This window comes from Streptomyces sp. NTD107 (genome assembly GCF_059510435.1).
In genome coordinates this window covers 22,247-41,774 of sequence record NZ_JCAJZV010000011.1, presented here as the reverse complement: position 1 = coordinate 41,774, position 19,528 = coordinate 22,247, and the positions used below count along the sequence as shown (strand labels likewise).

General features: G+C 68.9%; 15 protein-coding genes. 6 read left to right on the top strand and 9 right to left on the bottom strand.

Annotated features, from left to right (window positions below; all coding sequences use genetic code 11):
• Positions 1-20: 20 nt before the first annotated feature.
• Complete coding sequence (gene rpsG, locus AC5WRL_RS21000) at positions 21-491, bottom strand: 30S ribosomal protein S7 (RefSeq protein WP_496090172.1); 471 nt, start codon at positions 489-491, stop codon at positions 21-23.
• A gap of 3 nt (positions 492-494) precedes the next feature.
• Positions 495-866: a 30S ribosomal protein S12 gene (gene rpsL / locus AC5WRL_RS20995; RefSeq protein ID WP_026047363.1), complete on the bottom strand. Its 372-nt coding sequence runs from the start codon at positions 864-866 to the stop codon at positions 495-497.
• Between the two features lie 344 nt (positions 867-1,210).
• Here rpsL and AC5WRL_RS20990 point away from each other — a divergent pair, with 344 nt between their 5' ends.
• The 6 genes from AC5WRL_RS20990 (at position 1,211) to AC5WRL_RS20965 (ending at position 7,814) form a co-directional block, all read left to right on the top strand.
• Positions 1,211-1,918, top strand: coding sequence for a Crp/Fnr family transcriptional regulator (locus tag AC5WRL_RS20990; RefSeq protein ID WP_496090171.1), 708 nt, complete (start codon positions 1,211-1,213; stop codon positions 1,916-1,918).
• A gap of 119 nt (positions 1,919-2,037) precedes the next feature.
• Positions 2,038-2,805: a nucleotidyl cyclase domain-containing protein gene (locus tag AC5WRL_RS20985; RefSeq protein ID WP_496090170.1), complete on the top strand. Its 768-nt coding sequence runs from the start codon at positions 2,038-2,040 to the stop codon at positions 2,803-2,805.
• Positions 2,802-4,949 (top strand): hypothetical protein, encoded by a 2,148-nt coding sequence (locus tag AC5WRL_RS20980; protein WP_496090169.1) that lies wholly within the window; start codon positions 2,802-2,804, stop codon positions 4,947-4,949. The genes AC5WRL_RS20985 and AC5WRL_RS20980 overlap by 4 nt, the downstream gene beginning before the upstream one ends.
• On the top strand, positions 4,946-5,980 hold the full coding sequence (locus tag AC5WRL_RS20975; RefSeq protein WP_496090168.1) for a hypothetical protein: 1,035 nt from the start codon (positions 4,946-4,948) through the stop codon (positions 5,978-5,980). The genes AC5WRL_RS20980 and AC5WRL_RS20975 overlap by 4 nt, the downstream gene beginning before the upstream one ends.
• A gap of 5 nt (positions 5,981-5,985) precedes the next feature.
• Positions 5,986-6,474, top strand: a complete 489-nt coding sequence (locus AC5WRL_RS20970) for a Pycsar system effector family protein (RefSeq protein WP_496090167.1) — start codon at positions 5,986-5,988, stop codon at positions 6,472-6,474.
• Between the two features lie 350 nt (positions 6,475-6,824).
• Complete coding sequence (locus AC5WRL_RS20965; RefSeq protein ID WP_496090166.1) at positions 6,825-7,814, top strand: M48 family metalloprotease; 990 nt, start codon at positions 6,825-6,827, stop codon at positions 7,812-7,814.
• Between the two features lie 63 nt (positions 7,815-7,877).
• Here the strand turns inward: AC5WRL_RS20965 and AC5WRL_RS20960 are convergent, their stop codons facing one another.
• The 7 genes from AC5WRL_RS20960 to rplK form a co-directional block, all read right to left on the bottom strand.
• Entirely contained in the window at positions 7,878-11,777 is a 3,900-nt protein-coding gene (locus AC5WRL_RS20960) for a DNA-directed RNA polymerase subunit beta' (protein WP_496090292.1), read from the bottom strand.
• A 101-nt stretch (positions 11,778-11,878) separates the two neighbouring features.
• On the bottom strand, positions 11,879-15,364 hold the full coding sequence (gene rpoB / locus AC5WRL_RS20955; protein WP_496090165.1) for a DNA-directed RNA polymerase subunit beta: 3,486 nt from the start codon (positions 15,362-15,364) through the stop codon (positions 11,879-11,881).
• Between the two features lie 484 nt (positions 15,365-15,848).
• Positions 15,849-16,241 carry a 50S ribosomal protein L7/L12 gene (rplL, locus tag AC5WRL_RS20950; RefSeq protein ID WP_496090164.1) on the bottom strand — a complete coding sequence of 131 codons (393 nt, stop codon included), beginning with the start codon at positions 16,239-16,241 and terminating at the stop codon, positions 15,849-15,851.
• A gap of 89 nt (positions 16,242-16,330) precedes the next feature.
• On the bottom strand, positions 16,331-16,891 hold the full coding sequence (rplJ, locus tag AC5WRL_RS20945; RefSeq protein WP_496090163.1) for a 50S ribosomal protein L10: 561 nt from the start codon (positions 16,889-16,891) through the stop codon (positions 16,331-16,333).
• A gap of 255 nt (positions 16,892-17,146) precedes the next feature.
• Positions 17,147-18,070, bottom strand: a complete 924-nt coding sequence (locus tag AC5WRL_RS20940; RefSeq protein WP_496090162.1) for an SCO4651 family lipoprotein — start codon at positions 18,068-18,070, stop codon at positions 17,147-17,149.
• A 119-nt stretch (positions 18,071-18,189) separates the two neighbouring features.
• Positions 18,190-18,906, bottom strand: coding sequence for a 50S ribosomal protein L1 (gene rplA, locus AC5WRL_RS20935; protein ID WP_496090161.1), 717 nt, complete (start codon positions 18,904-18,906; stop codon positions 18,190-18,192).
• Between the two features lie 78 nt (positions 18,907-18,984).
• Positions 18,985-19,419 carry a 50S ribosomal protein L11 gene (gene rplK, locus AC5WRL_RS20930; RefSeq protein ID WP_055570301.1) on the bottom strand — a complete coding sequence of 145 codons (435 nt, stop codon included), beginning with the start codon at positions 19,417-19,419 and terminating at the stop codon, positions 18,985-18,987.
• Between the last annotated feature and the right edge of the window lie 109 nt (positions 19,420-19,528).

The window sequence follows — 19,528 nt, the reverse complement described above, 5'->3', positions numbered from 1 at the left end:
CGGTCTCGATGGGGTAGCGACTACCAGCGGTAGTGCGCGAAGGCCTTGTTGGACTCGGCCATCTTGTGGGTGTCCTCGCGCTTCTTGACGGACGCGCCGAGGCCGTTGGAGGCGTCGAGCAGCTCGTTCATCAGGCGCTCGGTCATGGTCTTCTCACGGCGAGCCCGCGAGTAACCGACCAGCCAGCGCAGCGCGAGGGTGGAGGAACGGCCGGGGCGAACCTCGACCGGCACCTGGTAGGTGGCGCCACCGACCCGGCGGGAGCGGACCTCAAGGGTCGGCTTCACGTTCTCCAGGGCGCGCTTGAGGGTGATGACCGGGTCGCTCCCGGACTTCTCCCGCAGACCCTCCATGGCACCGTAGACGATGCGCTCGGCGGTGGAGCGCTTGCCGTTCAGCAGCACCTTGTTGATCAGGGAGGTCACCAGAGGAGAACCGTAGACCGGGTCGATGATGACCGGGCGCTTCGGGGCAGGGCCCTTACGAGGCATTGCTTACTTCTCCTTCTTGGCGCCGTAGCGGCTGCGGGCCTGCTTGCGGTTCCGCACGCCCTGCGTGTCGAGAGAACCACGGATGATCTTGTAACGGACACCCGGCAGGTCCTTCACACGACCACCGCGCACCAGCACGATGGAGTGCTCCTGAAGGTTGTGGTTCTCACCCGGGATGTAGGCCGTGACCTCGATCCCGCTGCTGAGCTTCACACGGGCCACCTTGCGCAGCGCCGAGTTCGGCTTCTTCGGGGTGGTGGTGAACACACGCGTGCAGACGCCACGGCGCTGGGGAGACCCATTCAGCGCGGGCGTCTTGTTCTTCTCGACCTTGTCCTGCCGGCCCTTTCGGACCAGCTGCTGGATCGTTGGCACCATTTCTCCAGTTCTGTGTGCCGACTGTGAAGCTAACCCGGAACACGGCGACCGACCCACGCGGTCGGGCGTGTCGAAGACTGCATGACCCCCACGAGCGCGGGAAGAGAAACGCAGATCCCGGAGTTCCAGCTGACGCCTCACAAAAAGAGCGCAGGGAACACCCCAGGCACAAGAACCGAGCGTACCTACCCCACGGCCAGCGGTCAAAACAACTGCCCCCGGCCCCCGCCACCCCGGGAAGCCACTGTGAGTTGCCACACAATGACTCCACGGACACCGGCTCGCCAGGGCACACCCGGCAGAGAATAATGGTCTATACATGCCAATTCGGGGGGGTAGTCATGGCTGACGCCGCGTGGCGGGACGGCGACGCGACATTCGCCGACCGGGTGCCGTTCCTGGCCCGGCTGGAACGCACCGAGCAGGAAGCACTGCGCAACCTCGGCCGACGGCTGCGCTTCCCGCCCCGCACCGCAGTCCTCCACCAGGACGAACCCTCCTCCCACGTGCTGTTACTGGAGAGCGGCTGGACAAAGGTGACCGCCCTCGCGGTCAACGGATACCAGTCACTGCTGGCGCTGCGCGGCCCCGGCGACATCGTCGGCGAGGGCGCCGCCCTCAGCGGCCGGCCCCGCTCGGCCACCGTCACCACCGTCGAAGAGGTCACCGCGGTGGCCATCGACAGCGAACGCTTCACCGACTACGTCGGCCGCACCCCGCAGATCGGCATGCGGCTGGCCGGACTCGCCTCCGACCGGATGCGCTCCAGCGACCGCCGCCGGCTCCAGCAGGCCGCCCTCGACGTACGCGAACGCCTCGCGGCAGTCCTCCTCGAACTCGGCCATCTGCACGGCCGCCGCACCACCGAGGGCCTGGAGATCACCGTGCCGCTCAGTCAGCAGGAACTCGCCGCCACCATCGGCTCCTCCCGCGAGGCCGTCGCCCGGATCTACCGGGAACTGCGCACCCGCCAGGTCATCAGAACCAGCCGCCGGACCACCGTCATCCTGCGCCCGGACATCCTGCGCCGCATCAGCACCGGCCACTGAACCCACCACCGGATGTGTGCACACGGTCACACTTCCGCTGCGTCATCCGTCCTCACACCCATCTCTCCCCTGCCGTCACAGTGGGCCCACACCGACAGGACGACGAGAGGCGGCACCCGGTGCCCGAGCCCCTGAATCGCACGATTCTGCTCTTCGACATCGAGAAGTTCGGCCGTCGCGGCGATGTCGAGAAGGCGTTCATGCGGCGCATGCTGTACTCCATCGTCGGCGACACCCTGGTCGCCGCCGGAGCGGACCCCGCCACCGCGCACCAGGAGGACCGGGGCGACTCCGTCATGGTGCTCATCAGCCCCGAACTCCCCAAGACCCGGCTGCTGCGGGCCCTGCTCACCGAGACCCCGGCCCTGCTGCGCTCCAACAACCGGCTGGCCGCCGGCAGCGCCCAGGTACGGGTACGCATCGTGCTGGCCTCCGGCGAAGTGGCCATGGACCCGCAGCCCGGCACCCTCGGCGGCGCCGTGGGCAGGGACCTGGACCAGGCGTTCCGGCTGCTGGACGCCGACGCCCTGCGCGAGGCCCTGGCAACCGGCCCCGGCCACAGCGCGCTGTGCCTGTCCGAGTCCGTCTACCGGGGCATCGCCGAACACGGCCATCTGGGCATGGACCCGGCCGAGTTCAGCGAGATCACCGTGCCGGCGAAGGAGGGCCCGGTCACCGCCTGGCTGCACGGCAGCGCCCCGGCCGGCCCCGAAGCCGCCCCGCGCCCGGCGGCGACACCCGGGGCACCGGCCCCCGCACCCGGCACCCCGCCCCGGCCCACCTTCGGCGGCAGCCTCGTCCTGGGCGACCAGCACGGCGTCTCCGGCGGCCAGGTCACCGGCGACGTGGTCCAGGGCACCAAGCACACCTACGGCGGTGGCCGGTGAAGCCCCCGGCGGCCGACCCGGCGGCCGACGAGCCCAAGGCCCCGCCGGCCGCCGAGCGCGCCGCACAGGAGCGGGGCGAGGACGGCGCCCCGCCCGAGCAGCCCCCTCCCCAGGAGACCTGGGCCGCGGCCCAGGAACTGCTCGACCACATCCCGGAGCTCTTCCTGCGCGGCCACACCCCCACCTTCGGCGGCGGGCTCACCGGCGGCGACCAGCACGGCGTCTCCGGCGGCCGGGTCACCGGCGACGTGGTGCAGGGCGGCAAGACGGTCATCCACCTCGGCGCGGCACCCGGCGATCCCGAACGCATGGCCTCCGGCGAGATCCCCCGCCAGGACCTGGAACGGACCGCAGCCGTCTTCCGGGAGCCCGGGGGGTTCGCGGGCGCGCTGTCCGAGTTACGGGCCAACCGCGCCGTGCTGCTGCGCGGCAGCGCCGGCACCGGCCGCCGCACCGCCGGCATGATGCTGCTGCACCGGCTGGACGCCACCGCGATCCGGATCCTGGACCCGGACACCCCGCTCACCGCACTGCGCGACGCGATCCGCCCCGGCACCGGCTACCTCCTGTGCGACCCGGAGACCTCCCGCCGCAAGCCGCTGCGCGACCAACTGCTGCTCAGCGTCCGCGAGCGACTGCGGGAACACGACAGCTGGCTGGTGATCACCGTCGAACACTCCGCCGTGCTCCACAAGGTGACCGCCACCGACTGGACTCCCCCCGACCCCACCGCCGTACTCCTCGCCCGGCTGACCGCCCGCACCGGCCCCCTCGACCCCGGGCGGACCAGCGCGCTGCTCGCCCTCGACCCCGTACGGGACTTCCTGGACCACGCACACCGCCCGCGCGAGATCGCCGAGTTCGCCGCCCGGCTCGCCGACTACCACGAGGGTACGGCGGGACTCACCGAGCTGAGCGGCTTCTCCGTCTCCGCCACCGAGGCCGTCGTCCAGGACTGGCTCGGCGACCCGCACCTCGATCTCTACAGCAAGGCGTTCCTCATCGCCCTGGCGGCCTTCGACAAGGCGCCCTACGGGGTGACCGCCGAGGTGTGCGACACCCTGTACGTCCTGCTGAAGAAGACCGAGCAGCCCGACGCACCGCCGGACATCCCGGTGTTCGGCAGCCCGATCGGCCGACGGCTCGAACTGGCCCGCGCCCACCAGTACGAGCAGCCGGAACCCACCGAATGGGGCCCGGTCCCCCAGCGGATGGCCGCCTTCCAGAACGAGGACACCGCCCCCCTGCTGCTTCGCGAGCTGTGGCGCGGCCACCCCTCGGCCCATCCGGCGCTGGTGCGCTGGGTCCGCTCCCTGACCAGGGACGGCCGGCCCCTGGTACGTACCCGGGCCGCCGCCACGGCCGCCACCCTCGCCCTCACCGATCTGCCGTCCGCCATGGCACTGCTGATCGAGCCCTGGGCCAACGCCCAGCGCTTCGAGGAACGGCTGATCGCGGCCAACGCGCTGACCCTGGCCGCATACGGCGGAGTTCCCGGCATCCCTCGGGTGCTGCACAGCTGGTGCACCGACACCGGCCGGCACCCCCAGCGCCGCTGGACGGCGCTGCGGGCCTACGCGCTGCTGAGCGAGCTGCTGCCGGCCGAAGCGCTGCGCGATCTGGCCGTGGTGGCCGGGGAAGAGCTGGGCGAGGCCGAGCGGTGGCAGCTGACCGAGACCGCCGAACTGCTGCTGATGACCCGTGGATCGGACGTCCTGGCCCGCTTCGTCCAGTGGCTGTCCGGCGGCGAGCGACTGCGCGAGCTGGCACTGACCGCGTTCCTCAGCGCCACCGGGCGCAGCGAGAGCCCGGGCTCCCCGCCGCTGATGATCGAGTGGTACACCACAGCCGGCGCCGACGCCGCCCAGTTGGCGACGCTGTGGCGCACCGCTCTGGCCGACCGCACACACACCACTGCCGCGCTGGCCGCCCTGCGGGCCTGGGTGGTGAGCGCCGAAGGGTCCCCGGCCACCGAACGCGCCCTGGTCACCCTGATCAACGCCCTCGTGGTCACCCCGGCCGACCACGCCAGGCTCCAGCATCTGCTGCGCGGGCTCGCCGGGAACGGCCGCGCACCCGGCGCCACCCCCCAGGCCGTCGCAGGACGGCTGCTGTCCGCTCTCGTCCCCAGGAGTGCCGCATGACCGACTTCCGTTATCAGCCCGAGTGGGAACAGAGCGGCGAGCGGCACGCACCGCTGGTCGATCCGATCCGCACCATCCGGCCGCTCGGCCGCCGCGACTTCTCCGGTGGCCGGCTGCCGGCCCGGGCGGACCACGCGCTGGTCCTCACCACCAGCAAGGACCGGTACGAAACGTTTCTGCCTCCGGACCGGCCGCACCGCAACCCGCGCACCGGCGGCCGGTACACCTGGCTGTACGAGGTGGACCTGGGCATGCACCCGGTACGTCTTGAGGAGACCGTGCCGGCGCTGGGGGACGCCTTCGAGTTCTCCGCCGTCATCGACTACACGTGGCAGGTCACCGATCCGGCCCGGGCGGTGGCCCGGCAGCTGAGAGACGTACCGGCGCTGCTGGAACCGCTCATCCAGCAGCGGGTGCGGGACATCACCCGGCAGTTCCCCGTCGAGGACAACGCGGACGCCGAGTACGCGGTGCGCAAGGACCTGGACGCCATCCCGCTGGCCGACGCGGAAGGGCTCCGGGTGGTCTGCTCGATCCGGCTCGGTCTCGACGAGACCGGCCGGGCGCACCAAGAGCGGCTGCGGGAGATCCGCCACAACACGGAGGCCGCCGTTCCCGAGCACGCCTACCGCATGCTGCTGGCCCGGCAGGAGCAGGAGTATCTGGCCGAGAAGGCCGCCTTCTATCAGGCGTATCTGGAACGCGGCGGGATCAGCCAGTGGGCCCTGCAACTGGCCCAGCACCCCGAGGACATCCCCCGGGCGCTGGAGATGCTGCGGAGCGATCAGCAGGAGACCGTGCGCCAGCAGCTCCAGGTGATCGACAAGATGATCGAGAACAACGCGGTCGAGGCGTACCAGTGGGAGGAAGTGTCCGGGCTCGCCATGCGGACGGTGCTCGATCTGCTGCGACAGCAGACGGCCATCGGTCAGGGCGACCCGGGCGAGGTCGCCGGGAGCCAGAACCCCTCGCAGGCCCTGCCGCCCCGGCCCGCGGACCCGCCGCCTCCCGCTGCCGGCGGGACGTCATGACGGTCATGACCAGCGATACGGGCCTGCGGCTGCTGGCCGAGTTACGGGCGGAGATCAGCAGGGCGGACGCCAAGGCGTCCGTACTGATGGCCGCCCAGGCCATGCTGGCCGGCGGGCTCAGCGGACTGCTGGCGGGGCAGGCATGGAACCCGGGCGAGCTGACCCTCCCCGGGGCGGTGGTGTGGTGGACGGGGGTCATCACACTCATCGCGGCGCTGGCGGCACTGCTGCTGGCCGTCCTGCCCCGCCATCGGCTCAGCCACTGGCTGCCGGGCCAGCCGCTCACCTACTTCGGTGACATCCGGCGGGCGGCCCGACTGGGCCGCCTGCCCCAGGCACTGACCGATACGGCGGCGCATCCGGAGCAGGCCCTGCTGCTCGCCCTGGCCCAGGCGGGCGAGATCGCCGACCGCAAGCATCTGTGGATCCAGGCCGGAGTCGTCGCCTTCAGCGGCGGTGCACTGCTCCTGCTGTGCGCCGTCCTGATCGGCTGACCGGCCACCCGCTCATCGACCGCTCTATTCAGGGACTCAAGGACATGACCGATCCCCAGCAGCCCACTCAACCCCCCACCCCCCAACCGCCACCACTACCCGTATACCCGCAGGCTCCCGAGATCCCGCGGCGCCCGCTCCCCAGCTATCCGCAGGCTCCGCAGACCGGCCCACCGCTTCCCGGCCACCCGCAACCGATACCCCAGGCGCCCCCGCAGACGCCCCCGCAGGCTCCGCCCCCATCGCCGCAGACCGCACACCCCCCGCTCCCCGCCTACCCGCGGGCCCCGCAGCCGATCGCTCCGGCTCACCCGGTGCCCCCGCAGGCCCCGCCCGCGCCTCCGCCCGCCGTGACCGCCCCGCCTGCCCCGGCCCCGGCCCCGGCCCCACAGCATGATCTGGCGTTCAGCAACGGCCGGGTCCACATCAGCGCCCAGCAGCGCAGCTCGGACTCCACCACGGTCGGTTCGCTGCTGCTCTCCCTGCCCAACCTGCTGCTCAGCCTCGGTGTCATCGGCCTGCTGGCGATTCCCCTGTCGGAGCCCACCGCTCTGCTGCTGATGACCGGCTGGCTGCTCTCCGGCGCGCTCGTCTTCCACCGCCCGACCGAGCGGTTCCTCGCCCGGCGGTTCATGGGCCTGCGTCCGCCGACCGCCGAGGAGTACGCCCGGCTGGCGCCGATCTGGAGGGAGATCACCGCGCGCGCCGGGGTGGACGCCGCGACCTACGACCTGTGGGTCGACGACAGCGAGGAGATCAACGCGTACGCCTCGGCCGGCCACATCGTCGGCGTCACCCGGTTCGCCATGGCACAGCTCTCCGACGCCCAGCTGGCTGCCGTGCTCGCCCACGAACTCGGCCACCATGTCGGGGGCCACAGCTGGTCCACGCTGCTGATCTGGTGGTACTCGGCCCCCGCCCGTATCGCCGGGCGGCTGCTGTTCGTCCTCGCCGTGGGGGCGGTGTCCCTGGCCTCGCACCTGTCGTGGCGGCTGACCGGATGCCTCGTCCTGATCATCGGCGCGTTCCTGGTGGCACTGCTCGCGGTGGCCTGGTTCCTGGTACTGCCGTTGCTGATCATCCCGTTCCTCCAGGCCGCGCTCTCCCGCAGCGCGGAATACCGGGCCGACCAGCAGGCGGCGGCGCTCGGCTTCGCACCACAACTGGCCGGTGTGCTGTACCACTTCGACCAAATGGAGCACGCGCGGGCAACTGCCGCCCAGGTGGCCGCCGGGCTGAACCCGGCGGCGCGCCCACGCCGCTCGCTGCGCGACCGGCTGCTGAGCTCGCACCCGGGCAACGAGCAGCGGATCAAGCGGCTGACGCCCTATCTGACCTGACAACGCCGCTGGGCGGCTGTCCCCAATTGGGGACAGCCGCCCAGCGAAGCGAACGACCGTGGATCAGCCCTGGTAGGGGCCGTAGTCGTAGTCCTCCAGCGGGACCGCCTGGCCGGAGCCCGTGCCGAAGGGGGAGTAGTCGATGTCGTCGTAGCCGACAGCCGAGTACATCGCCGCCTTCGCCTCCTCGGTCGGCTCCACCCGGATGTTGCGGTACCGGGCCAGGCCCGTACCCGCCGGGATGAGCTTACCGATGATCACGTTCTCCTTGAGGCCGATCAGGGAGTCCGACTTGGCGTTGATCGCCGCGTCGGTGAGCACCCGGGTCGTCTCCTGGAAGGACGCCGCCGACAGCCACGACTCGGTGGCCAGCGACGCCTTGGTGATACCCATCAGCTGCGGACGGCCGGAGGCGGGCTGGCCGCCCTCGGACACCACGCGGCGGTTCTCGCCCTCGAACTTCGAGCGCTCGACCAGCTCACCGGGCAGCAGTTCCGCGTCGCCCGACTCGATGATCGTCACCCGGCGCAGCATCTGCCGGACGATGATCTCGATGTGCTTGTCGTGGATCGCCACACCCTGCGAGTTGTAGACCTTCTGGACCTCGCCGACCAGGTAGATCTGGACGGCGCGCTGGCCCAGGATGCGCAGCACCTCGTGCGGGTTGGCGGCACCCAGGGTCAGCGGCTGGCCGACGACGACGTGGTCGCCCTCGCCCACCAGCAGCCGGGCCCGCTTGGAGACCGGGTAGGAGGTCTCGTCGGTGCCGTCGTCCGGCGTGACGATGACCTTCTTGGTCTTCTCGGTCTCGTCGATCCGCACCCGGCCGGCCGACTCGGAGATCGGCGCGACACCCTTGGGCTGCCGGGCCTCGAAGAGCTCGACCACACGCGGCAGACCCTGGGTGATGTCCTCACCCGCCACACCACCGGTGTGGAAGGTACGCATCGTCAGCTGGGTACCGGGCTCACCGATGGACTGGGCGGCGATGATGCCGACCGCCTCACCGATGTCCACCAGCTTGCCGGTGGCCAGCGAACGCCCGTAGCACATGGCACAGGTGCCGACCGCCGACTCACAGGTGAGCACGGAGCGGGTCTTGACCGTCTGCACACCGTGCCGCACGAGCTCGTCGATGAGCACATCGCCCAGGTCGGTGCCGGCCGGGGCCAGCACCTTGCCGTCGACGACGATCTCCTCGGCGAGGCAGCGCGCGTACACGCTCGACTCGACGTTGTCGGTCTTGCGCAGCACGCCGTCCGCGCCCACCACCGCGATGTCCAGCTTGAGGCCGCGCTCGGTGCCGCAGTCCTCCTCGCGGATGATGACGTCCTGCGAGACGTCCACCAGACGCCGGGTGAGGTACCCGGAGTCGGCGGTACGCAGGGCGGTGTCGGCCAGACCCTTACGGGCACCGTGGGTGGAGATGAAGTACTCCAGCACGGACAGACCCTCGCGGAAGGACGCCTTGATCGGCCGCGGGATGGTCTCGTTCTTCGCGTTGGACACCAGACCACGCATACCCGCGATCTGACGCATCTGCATCATGTTTCCGCGGGCCCCGGAGTCCACCATCATGAAGATGGGGTTGGTCTTCGGGAAGTTGTCGTTCATGGTCTCGGCGACCTCGTTGGTCGCCTTGGTCCAGATCGCGATGAGCTCCTGCGTGCGCTCGTCCTTGGTGATCAGACCGCGCTCGTACTGCTTCTGGACCTTCTCGTCCTGCGCCTCGTAGTTCGCGAGGATCTGCTTCTTGGCCTCGGGAACCACGATGTCGGACACGGCGACGGTGACCCCGGACCGGGTGGCCCAGTAGTAACCGGCGGCCTTGAGGTTGTCCAGGGTGGCCGCGACGACGACCTTGGGGTAGCGCTCCGCCAGGTCGTTGACGATCTGGGAGAGCTGCTTCTTGCCCACCGACTCGTCGACGAACGGGTAGTCCTCGGGCAGCAGCTCGTTGAAGAGCGCGCGGCCCAGGGTGGTGCGCATCCGGAAGCTGTCGCCCTGCTGCCACTCGCCCTCGCCCTCGGCGGGGGCCGGCGGGGTCCAGCCGCGGGGCGGCACCGAGCCGATCGGGAAGCGGATGTCGACCTTCGCCTGGAGCGACAGCTCCCCGGCGTCGAACGCCATGATCCCCTCGGCGGTGGAGGCGAAGGACCGGCCCTCGCCGCGCACCTCGCGCTCCTCCTCGTCGGTGGTGAGGAAGAACAGCCCGAGCACCATGTCCTGGGTGGGCATGGTCACCGGCCGGCCGTCGGCCGGCTTGAGGATGTTGTTCGAGGACAGCATCAGGATGCGGGCCTCGGCCTGTGCCTCGGCCGACAGCGGCAGATGGACGGCCATCTGGTCACCGTCGAAGTCCGCGTTGAAGGCGGTGCACACCAGGGGGTGGATCTGGATGGCCTTGCCCTCGACCAGCTGCGGCTCGAACGCCTGGATGCCCAGCCGGTGCAGGGTCGGGGCGCGGTTCAGCAGCACCGGGTGCTCGGCGATGACCTCTTCGAGGACGTCGTACACCACGGTGCGCTGGCGCTCGACCATGCGCTTGGCCGACTTGATGTTCTGCGCGTGGTTGAGGTCCACCAGGCGCTTCATCACGAACGGCTTGAAGAGTTCCAGCGCCATCGCCTTGGGCAGACCGCACTGGTGCAGCTTCAGCTGGGGGCCGACGACGATCACGGAACGGGCCGAGTAGTCGACGCGCTTGCCCAGCAGGTTCTGCCGGAAGCGGCCCTGCTTGCCCTTGAGCATGTCGGACAGCGACTTCAGCGGGCGGTTGCCCGGGCCGGTGACCGGCCGGCCGCGGCGGCCGTTGTCGAACAGCGCGTCGACGGCCTCCTGGAGCATCCGCTTCTCGTTGTTCACGATGATCTCGGGGGCGCCGAGGTCAAGGAGACGCTTGAGGCGGTTGTTGCGGTTGATGACCCTGCGGTACAGGTCGTTCAGGTCGGAGGTCGCGAAGCGGCCACCGTCCAGCTGCACCATCGGACGCAGGTCCGGCGGGATCACCGGGACGCAGTCCAGCACCATGCCCTTGGGGCTGTTGGAGGTCTGGAGGAACGCGGAGACGACCTTGAGCCGCTTGAGGGCGCGGGTCTTCTTCTGGCCCTTGCCGGTGCGGATGATCTCCCGCAGCCGGGCGGCCTCCTCGTCGAGGTCGAAGGTCTCCAGGCGCTTCTGGAGCGCCGCGGCACCCATCGAGCCGTCGAAGTACGTACCGAAGCGGTCGCGCAGCTCACGGTAGAGCAGCTCGTCGCCCTCCAGGTCCTGGACCTTGAGGTTCTTGAAGCGGTTCCACACCTCGTCCAGGCGGTCGATCTCGCGCTGGGCGCGGTCGCGCAGCTGCTTCATCTCGCGCTCGGCGCCTTCGCGCACCTTGCGCCGGACGTCCGCCTTGGCGCCCTCGGCCTCCAGCTCGGCGAGGTCGCTCTCCTGCTTCTTGGCGCGGGCTTCCAGGTCGGCGTCGCGGCGCTGCTCGATCTGCTGGCGCTCGACGGAGACGTGCGCCTCCAGCGAGGGCAGATCGCGGGTACGCCGCTCCTCGTCCACGTACGTGATCATGTACGCGGCGAAGTAGATGACCTTCTCCAGGTCCTTCGGCGCCAGGTCGAGCAGGTAGCCGAGCCGCGAGGGCACGCCCTTGAAGTACCAGATGTGGGTGACGGGCGCGGCCAGCTCGATGTGGCCCATCCGCTCGCGCCGCACCTTGGCGCGAGTGACCTCGACGCCGCAGCGCTCACAGATGATGCCCTTGAAGCGGACGCGCTTGTACTTGCCGCAGTAGCACTCCCAGTCCCGGGTCGGACCGAAGATCTTCTCGCAGAAGAGTCCGTCCTTTTCGGGCTTGAGCGTGCGGTAGTTGATGGTCTCCGGCTTCTTGACCTCGCCGTGAGACCACTGACGGATGTCGTCAGCGGTGGCCAGGCCGATCCGCAGTTCGTCGAAGAAGTTGACGTCGAGCACTCTCGTCAATCCCTCTCAGTGTCGTGAGTCAATGGTCTGATCGGGGTCCGGGTGGGGGGACCGGAAGGGCACACACCGTGCGGCCCTTCCGGTCGGGCCCGTCAGACCTCTTCGACGCTGCTCGGCTCGCGCCGGGACAGGTCGATGCCGAGCTCCTCCGCCGCGCGGAAGACGTCCTCATCGGTGTCACGCATCTCGATGGACATGCCGTCCGAGGACAGCACCTCCACATTGAGGCAGAGCGACTGCATTTCCTTGATGAGCACCTTGAAGGACTCGGGAATGCCGGGCTCGGGGATGTTCTCGCCCTTGACGATGGCCTCGTAGACCTTCACGCGGCCGGTCACGTCGTCGGACTTGATGGTCAGCAGCTCCTGGAGGGCGTAGGCAGCGCCGTACGCCTCCAGGGCCCACACCTCCATCTCACCGAAGCGCTGGCCACCGAACTGGGCCTTACCGCCGAGCGGCTGCTGGGTGATCATGGAGTACGGGCCGGTCGAGCGCGCGTGCAGCTTGTCGTCGACCAGGTGGTGGAGCTTGAGGATGTACATGTAGCCGACCGAGATCGGCTCCGGGAACGGCTCGCCGGAGCGGCCGTCGAACATCCGGGCCTTGCCGGTGGGCAGCACCATCCGGTCGCCGTCGCGGTTGGGGATGGTGGACTCGAAGAGCCCGGCCAGCTCGTCCTCGCGGGCACCGTCGAACACCGGGGTGGCGACGTTGGTGCGCGGGGCGACCTCGTCCGCGCCGATCGCGGCGAGCCGCTGCTTCCACTCCTCCTCGGTGCCCTCGACCTTCCAGCCCTGCGAGGCGAGCCACCCGAGGTGGATCTCCAGCACCTGGCCGGGGTTCATCCGGGAGGGGACACCCAGCGGGTTGAGGATGATGTCGACCGGGGTGCCGTCCTCCAGGAACGGCATGTCCTCGACCGGGAGGATCTTGGAGATGACGCCCTTGTTGCCGTGCCGGCCGGCCAGCTTGTCGCCGTCGGTGATCTTGCGCTTCTGCGCGACGTACACCCGGACCAGCTGGTTGACGCCCGGGGGCAGTTCGTCGCCCTCGTCGCGGTCGAAGACCCGCACCCCGATGACCTTGCCGGTCTCGCCGTGCGGCACCTTCAGCGAGGTGTCGCGCACCTCGCGGGCCTTCTCACCGAAGATCGCGCGCAGCAGCCGCTCCTCGGGGGTCAGCTCGGTCTCGCCCTTCGGGGTGACCTTGCCGACCAGGATGTCGCCGGCCTCGACCTCGGCACCGATACGGATGATGCCGCGGTCGTCCAGGTCGGCGAGCACCTCCTCGGAGACGTTCGGGATGTCCCGGGTGATCTCCTCGGGGCCCAGCTTGGTGTCGCGGGCGTCGACCTCGTGCTCCTCGATGTGGATCGAGGAGAGGACGTCGTCCTGCACCAGACGCTGGGAGAGGATGATCGCGTCCTCGTAGTTGTAGCCCTCCCACGGCATGAACGCGACCAGCAGGTTCTTGCCGAGCGCCATCTCACCGCGCTCGGTGGAGGGGCCGTCGGCGATGACCTGGCCGGCGATGACCCGCTCGTTCTCCTCGACCAGCACCTTCTGGTTGAAGGAGGTGCCCTGGTTGGAGCGGGAGAACTTGGCGAGCCGGTGGGTGACGTGGGTGCCGTCGTCGTTGGCGATCGAGACGTAGTCGGCGGAGACGTCGGAGACGACACCGTTCTGCTCGGCCTTGATGACGTCACCGGCGTCGGTGGCGCAGCGGTACTCCATGCCGGTGCCGACCAGCGGCGCCTCGGCGTTGAGCAGCGGCACCGCCTGGCGCATCATGTTCGATCCCATGAGCGCGCGATTGGCGTCGTCGTGCTCCAGGAACGGGATCATGGCGGTCGCGACCGACACCATCTGGCGCGGCGAGACGTCCATGTAGTCGACCTCGGAGCCGGGGATGTAGTCGATCTCCCCGCCACGGCGGCGGACCAGCACGCGGGCCTCCGCGAAGTGCAGGTCCTCGGTCAGCTTGGCGTTGGCCTGGGCGATGACGAAGCGGTCTTCCTCATCGGCGGTCAGGTAGTCCACGTCGTCGGTGACGATGCCGTCGACGACCTTGCGGTACGGGGTCTCCACGAAACCGAAGGCGTTGATCCGGCCGAAGGCGGCCAGCGAGCCGATCAGACCGATGTTGGGGCCTTCGGGCGTCTCGATCGGACACATCCGGCCGTAGTGCGAGGGGTGCACGTCACGGACCTCAAGACCGGCCCGCTCACGGCTCAGACCGCCGGGGCCCAGCGCGTTGAGCCGGCGCTTGTGGGTGAGCCCGGACAGCGGGTTGGTCTGGTCCATGAACTGCGACAGCTGGCTGGTGCCGAAGAACTCCTTGATGGAGGCGACGACCGGCCGGATGTTGATCAGCGTCTGCGGCGTGATGGCCTCGACGTCCTGCGTGGTCATGCGCTCGCGGACCACGCGCTCCATACGGGCCAGGCCGGTACGGATCTGGTTCTGGATCAGCTCGCCCACGTTGCGCAGCCGGCGGTTGCCGAAGTGGTCGATGTCGTCGGTCTCGACGATGATCGTCCGCCCGGACGGCGCGGTGGTCTCGGTCTCGCCGGCGTGCAGGCGCACCAGGTACTTGATCGTGGCGACGATGTCCTCGACCGTGAGCACACCGGCGTCCAGCGGCTCGTCGCCGCCCAGCTTCTTGTTGATCTTGTACCGGCCGACCTTGGCCAGGTCGTACCGCTTGGGGTTGAAGTAGAGGTTCTCCAGCAGGGTCTGCGCGGCCTCACGGGTCGGCGGCTCGCCCGGCCGGAGCTTGCGGTAGATGTCCAGCAGCGCGTCGTCCTGGCCCTGGGTGTGGTCCTTCTCCAGGGTGGCCCGCATCGACTCGTAGTCGCCGAACTCCTCCAGGATCTGGTCCGAGGTCCAGCCGAGCGCCTTCAGCAGTACGGTGACGGACTGCTTGCGCTTGCGGTCGATGCGCACACCGACCATGTCGCGCTTGTCGATCTCCATCTCCAGCCAGGCACCCCGGGACGGGATGATCTTGGCGGAGAACAGGTCCTTGTCCGACGTCTTGTCGATGGAGCTGTCGAAGTAGGCGCCGGGGGAACGGACCAGCTGGGTGACCACGACACGCTCGGTGCCGTTGATGCAGAAGGTGCCCTTGTCGGTCATGAGCGGGAAGTCGCCCATGAAGACCGTCTGGGACTTGATCTCGCCGGTCTCGTTGTTGGTGAACTCGGCGGTGACGAAGAGCGGCGCGGCGTACGTGAAGTCGCGCTCCTTGCACTCGTCGATCGAGTTCTTCGGCGGCTCGAACCGGTGATCACGGAAGGTCAGGGACATCGACCCGGAGAAGTCCTCGATCGGGGAGATCTCCTCGAAGATCTCCTCCAGACCGGACTTCCTGGGGACGTCCTGCCCACTCTCCAGCGCGGCCTCGACGCGACCCTTCCAGGCGTCATTGCCGAGCAGCCAGTCAAAGCTCTCGGTTTGCAGCGCCAGGAGGTTCGGAACCTCAAGAGGTTCCTTGATCTTCGCAAAAGAGACACGCAGTGGTGCGGTGCTGGTGCCATTATTCGTACTGGTTGTCGAGGCATTGCGCGAGGCGGCCAAGAGGGGGTCCTTCCGAGGGCTCGGACTCTCTGCGCGCATACCCGCCCCCCTGGTGACGGGCAGGAGGCAGCTAGGCAGCGCAAAGGGTCAGTGTAGTCACAAGACCCACTGATGTCCAATGCCTCCGCCACTGCAACAAGGTGCCACCCTCGCTGTGCTCGCGCCCGCCTCCGGCTGCCTCGGTCGCCGGGGGTGCGGACCCGTCTGCCGCAACCTTTCCCGCTTCGCCAGCGATCCATGCCTCGAATCAGGGACCGATGTGCGACGCGACCTGAGAATCGCGTGCCGGAAGCAGTTCGTCAAGGCCCCCGAAGGGCCTGTCGACAACCGAAGATCACCATACCTGCCGATCGCGTCAGGTGCCCAAGCCGTCACCACAACGCCCGAGGGCGACCACCCGACTGGGTGATCGCCCTCAGTTGAGTCGCGTGGACTCAGGGTGACCTTGTGAGATCAGAAGACCAAAGGTCGGTACGTCAGCAGGTCACTTGACCTCGACGGAGGCACCGGCGCCCTCAAGGGCCTCCTTGGCCTTCTCCGCGGCGTCCTTGGCAACCTTCTCGACGACGGCCTTCGGCGCGTTGTCGACGAGGTCCTTGGCCTCCTTCAGGCCCAGCGAGGTCAGCTCACGCACGACCTTGATGACCTGGATCTTCTTGTCGCCGGCACCGGTGAGGATGACGTCGAACTCGTCCTGCTCCTCGGCGGCCTCGGCGGCGCCACCGGCACCACCGGGGGCGGCGACGGCAACGGCGGCCGGGGCGGCAGCCTTGACGTCGAACTTCTCCTCGAACGCCGACACCAGCTCGGCCAGCTCGATGAGGGTCAGGTTCTCGAACTGCTCCAGCAGCTCGTCCTTGGTCAGCTTGGTCGCCATGATGGGCGGTCCTTCCACTAAGTCGGCAGGTGCCGGAATGATGTTTCTCGGCGGGCGTTCGCTGGCCCGCTGTGACCGAAAACGCCTCGTTACGCGGCGGAGTCGGCCTCGGCGGGAGCCGGCGTACCGGCACCGCCCTGCTCGTTCTTCTCACGCAGCGCGTCCACAGTGCGGACGAGCTTGGTGAGCGGGGCCTGGAAGGTCGCCGCGGCCTTGGCCATGGTCGCCTTCATGTTGCCGGCCAGCTTGGCGAGCAGCACCTCGCGGGACTCAAGGTCCGCGAGCTTGTTGATCTCGGCGGCGGTCAGCGCGTTGCCGTCGAGCACACCACCCTTGATGACCAGGGCGGGGTTGTTCTTGGCGAAGTCACGCAGACCCTTCGCCGCCTCCACCGGGTCCCCGGTGATGAAGGCGACGGCGGTCGAGCCCGTGAGGTGCTCGTCCAGCGCGGTGACCCCGGCCTCGTTGGCCGCGATCTTGGTCAGCGTGTTCTTCGTCACGTGGTACTGAGTGTTCTCACCGAGAGAACGGCGCAGGTCCTTGAGCTGCGCCACGGTGAGACCGGTGTACGCGGTGACAACCGCCGCGTTGGAGTTCTCAAACTTCTGCTTGATCTCCGCGACGGCTTCGACCTTGTCGGGGCTCGCCATGAACCTCGGCCCTCCTTCCGGGATGTCGGACCGCTCGGAAGGGGCTGTACACAACAAACGCCCCGGCGCAGGCGCACGGGGCAGACGTAAAACTCACGGTCTTCCACAGTCACCTGCGCAGGTCGCCCGCGATCAGCGGATCCTTCGGCCACCACACCCGGAGGGTACGGCGACAACCAGCGGTCTTTGGCTTCTGTGGAAGATTACGCGAACCTGCTCGGCTCAGGCAAATCGCCTGCCATGGACGGGCGTCCGTCAGATGCCGGCGCCCATCATGTCCATCATCTCCATGAAGTCGATCACCTGGTCGGCCGGCGGGGCCTCGGCGGTCACGTCGGCGCCGAGGTTGCTGTACGTGGTCGTCTGCTCGTACGGGCCCATCGCGGTGTCGTACGCCATGCCGACCTTGACCGGGAAGTCGTCCTCGTTGACCCACACATCGAGCTCGTAGGACTCGGTGCCCTGCTCCGCCAGCAGGTCGAGCAGCGAGGCGCGGTCCTCCTCGCTCAGCCCGTCGAAGGTGCCCTGGAGGGCGAGGACATCCTCAACGGCCAGGGTGCCGGCGTAATGGTTGACGGTGGCCCCGTCCAGCTCCTCCTCGGCGATCCACTCGACGTCCTCGGACTCCAGCAGCATCGCCATCTGGTCGGCGGGGCTCTGCGCGCCCTGGTCCATGGCGGAGGAGAGCACACTGCCCAGCGCGTCCTCGCCGGCCTCCTCCATGAGCGCGACCAGGTCCATGGCCATCCAGGGGCGGCCGTCCGTCTCGCTCGCGAAGTCCGGGCCCATGTTCATGTACATCACGCCGTCGACCCAGACCACCTCGATCTCGCCGGGGCCGCCGAGGGCCGCGTCGAAGTCGTCGCCGGTCATCACGGCGGACATCGCCAAGCCGTCGCCCCACGACAGCGAGCCGGTGAGGGTCACCTCGGTGCCGGCCTGCTGGGTGACCGAGACCACATCGGCCGAGGTGATCTGCTCGGTGGACTGCGCGGCGGCGGTCAGCGCCTCGAACGCGCCGCGCGCGGAGGTGTCGGAGCCGGTCTTCTTGTCCCCGGCGCTCTCGTTGCCCTTGGTGTCGGTGCTGTCGCTGCTACACGCCGCCGTGCCGACCAGCAGCACCGCCGTGGTCACGCCCAGCAGAGCCTTGCGAACGGGACGCATCTTCTCCCCCACCATCTTCCGGTTGGTACCAGCTGTTCCCAACGACAGTAACTCGTACGACAGTCACGAAAGAGGCCCGTCCCCGCTCTGTGACAGAGCTGGAACGGGCCTCCACCGCTGTACGGTCAGCCGGATCAGACGAGGGGCTCCTCGTCCAGAAGGTTGCGCGAGCGGTTCGGGTCGACGGGAACGCCGGGGCCCGTGGTGGTGCTGACGGTCGTCTTCTTGATGTAACGACCCTTGGCGGCGGCCGGCTTCAGCCGGGTGACCTCTTCGAGGGCCGCCGCGTAGTTCTCCACCAGCTTGGCGTCGTCGAAGGACGCCTTGCCGATGATGAAGTGGAGGTTCGCGTGCTTGTCCACGCGGAACTCGATCTTGCCGCCCTTGATCTCGGTGACGGCCTTGGCGACATCCGGGGTGACGGTGCCGGTCTTCGGGTTCGGCATCAGACCACGCGGACCGAGCACCCGGCCAAGCCGGCCGACCTTGCCCATCAGGTCCGGGGTCGCCACCACGGCGTCGAAGTCCAGGCGGCCCTTGGCGACCTCGTCGATCAGTTCGTCCGAGCCGACGATGTCGGCTCCGGCGGCCTCCGCGGCCGCGGCACGGTCACCGGTCGCGAAGACCAGGACCCGGGCGGTCTTGCCGGTGCCGTGCGGGAGGTTCACGGTGCCACGGACCATCTGGTCGGCCTTGCGGGGGTCGACACCCAGCCGCATGGCCACCTCGACGGTCGCGTCGAACTTCTGCGAAGAGGTCTCCTTGGCGAGACGGACGGCCTCCAGGGGCGCGTACAGCCGCTCCCGGTCGATCTTGGCCTCCGCGCCGCGGAAGTACTTGCTGCGCTTCACTGCTGCTCCTCAAATGGTGATGCTGTGGAGTCGTGGTCCGGACCAGCGCCTGGCCCTGCCACGGTGGTACGGGGCGGCTCAGCCCTCGACGGTGACACCCATGGAACGAGCGGTACCGGCGATGATCTTGGACGCGGCGTCCAGGTCATTGGCGTTGAGGTCGGGCAGCTTGGTGGTGGCGATCTCCCGCACCTGAGCCGCCGTGATCTTGGCGACCTTGGTCTTGTGGGGCTCGCCGGAGCCCTTCTCCACACCAGCGGCCTTGAGGATCATCTTCGCGGCCGGCGGAGTCTTGGTGATGAAGGTGAAGGAACGGTCCTCGTAGACCGTGATCTCCACCGGGATCACCCAGCCACGCTGCGACTCGGTCGCCGCGTTGTAGGCCTTGCAGAACTCCATGATGTTGACGCCGTGCTGGCCCAGCGCCGGACCGACCGGCGGCGCCGGGTTGGCGGCGCCGGCCTGGATCTGGAGCTTGATCAGCCCCGTGACCTTCTTCTTCTTGGGAGGCATGCTCTCTCCGGGTCATTGAGTGAGAGGTTGTGGCCCCCGCCGGCGGAGACGCCGGGCGATCGGAACGGGCCGATCGCAAGCATCATCCATACGGAGGCATACCGCACCA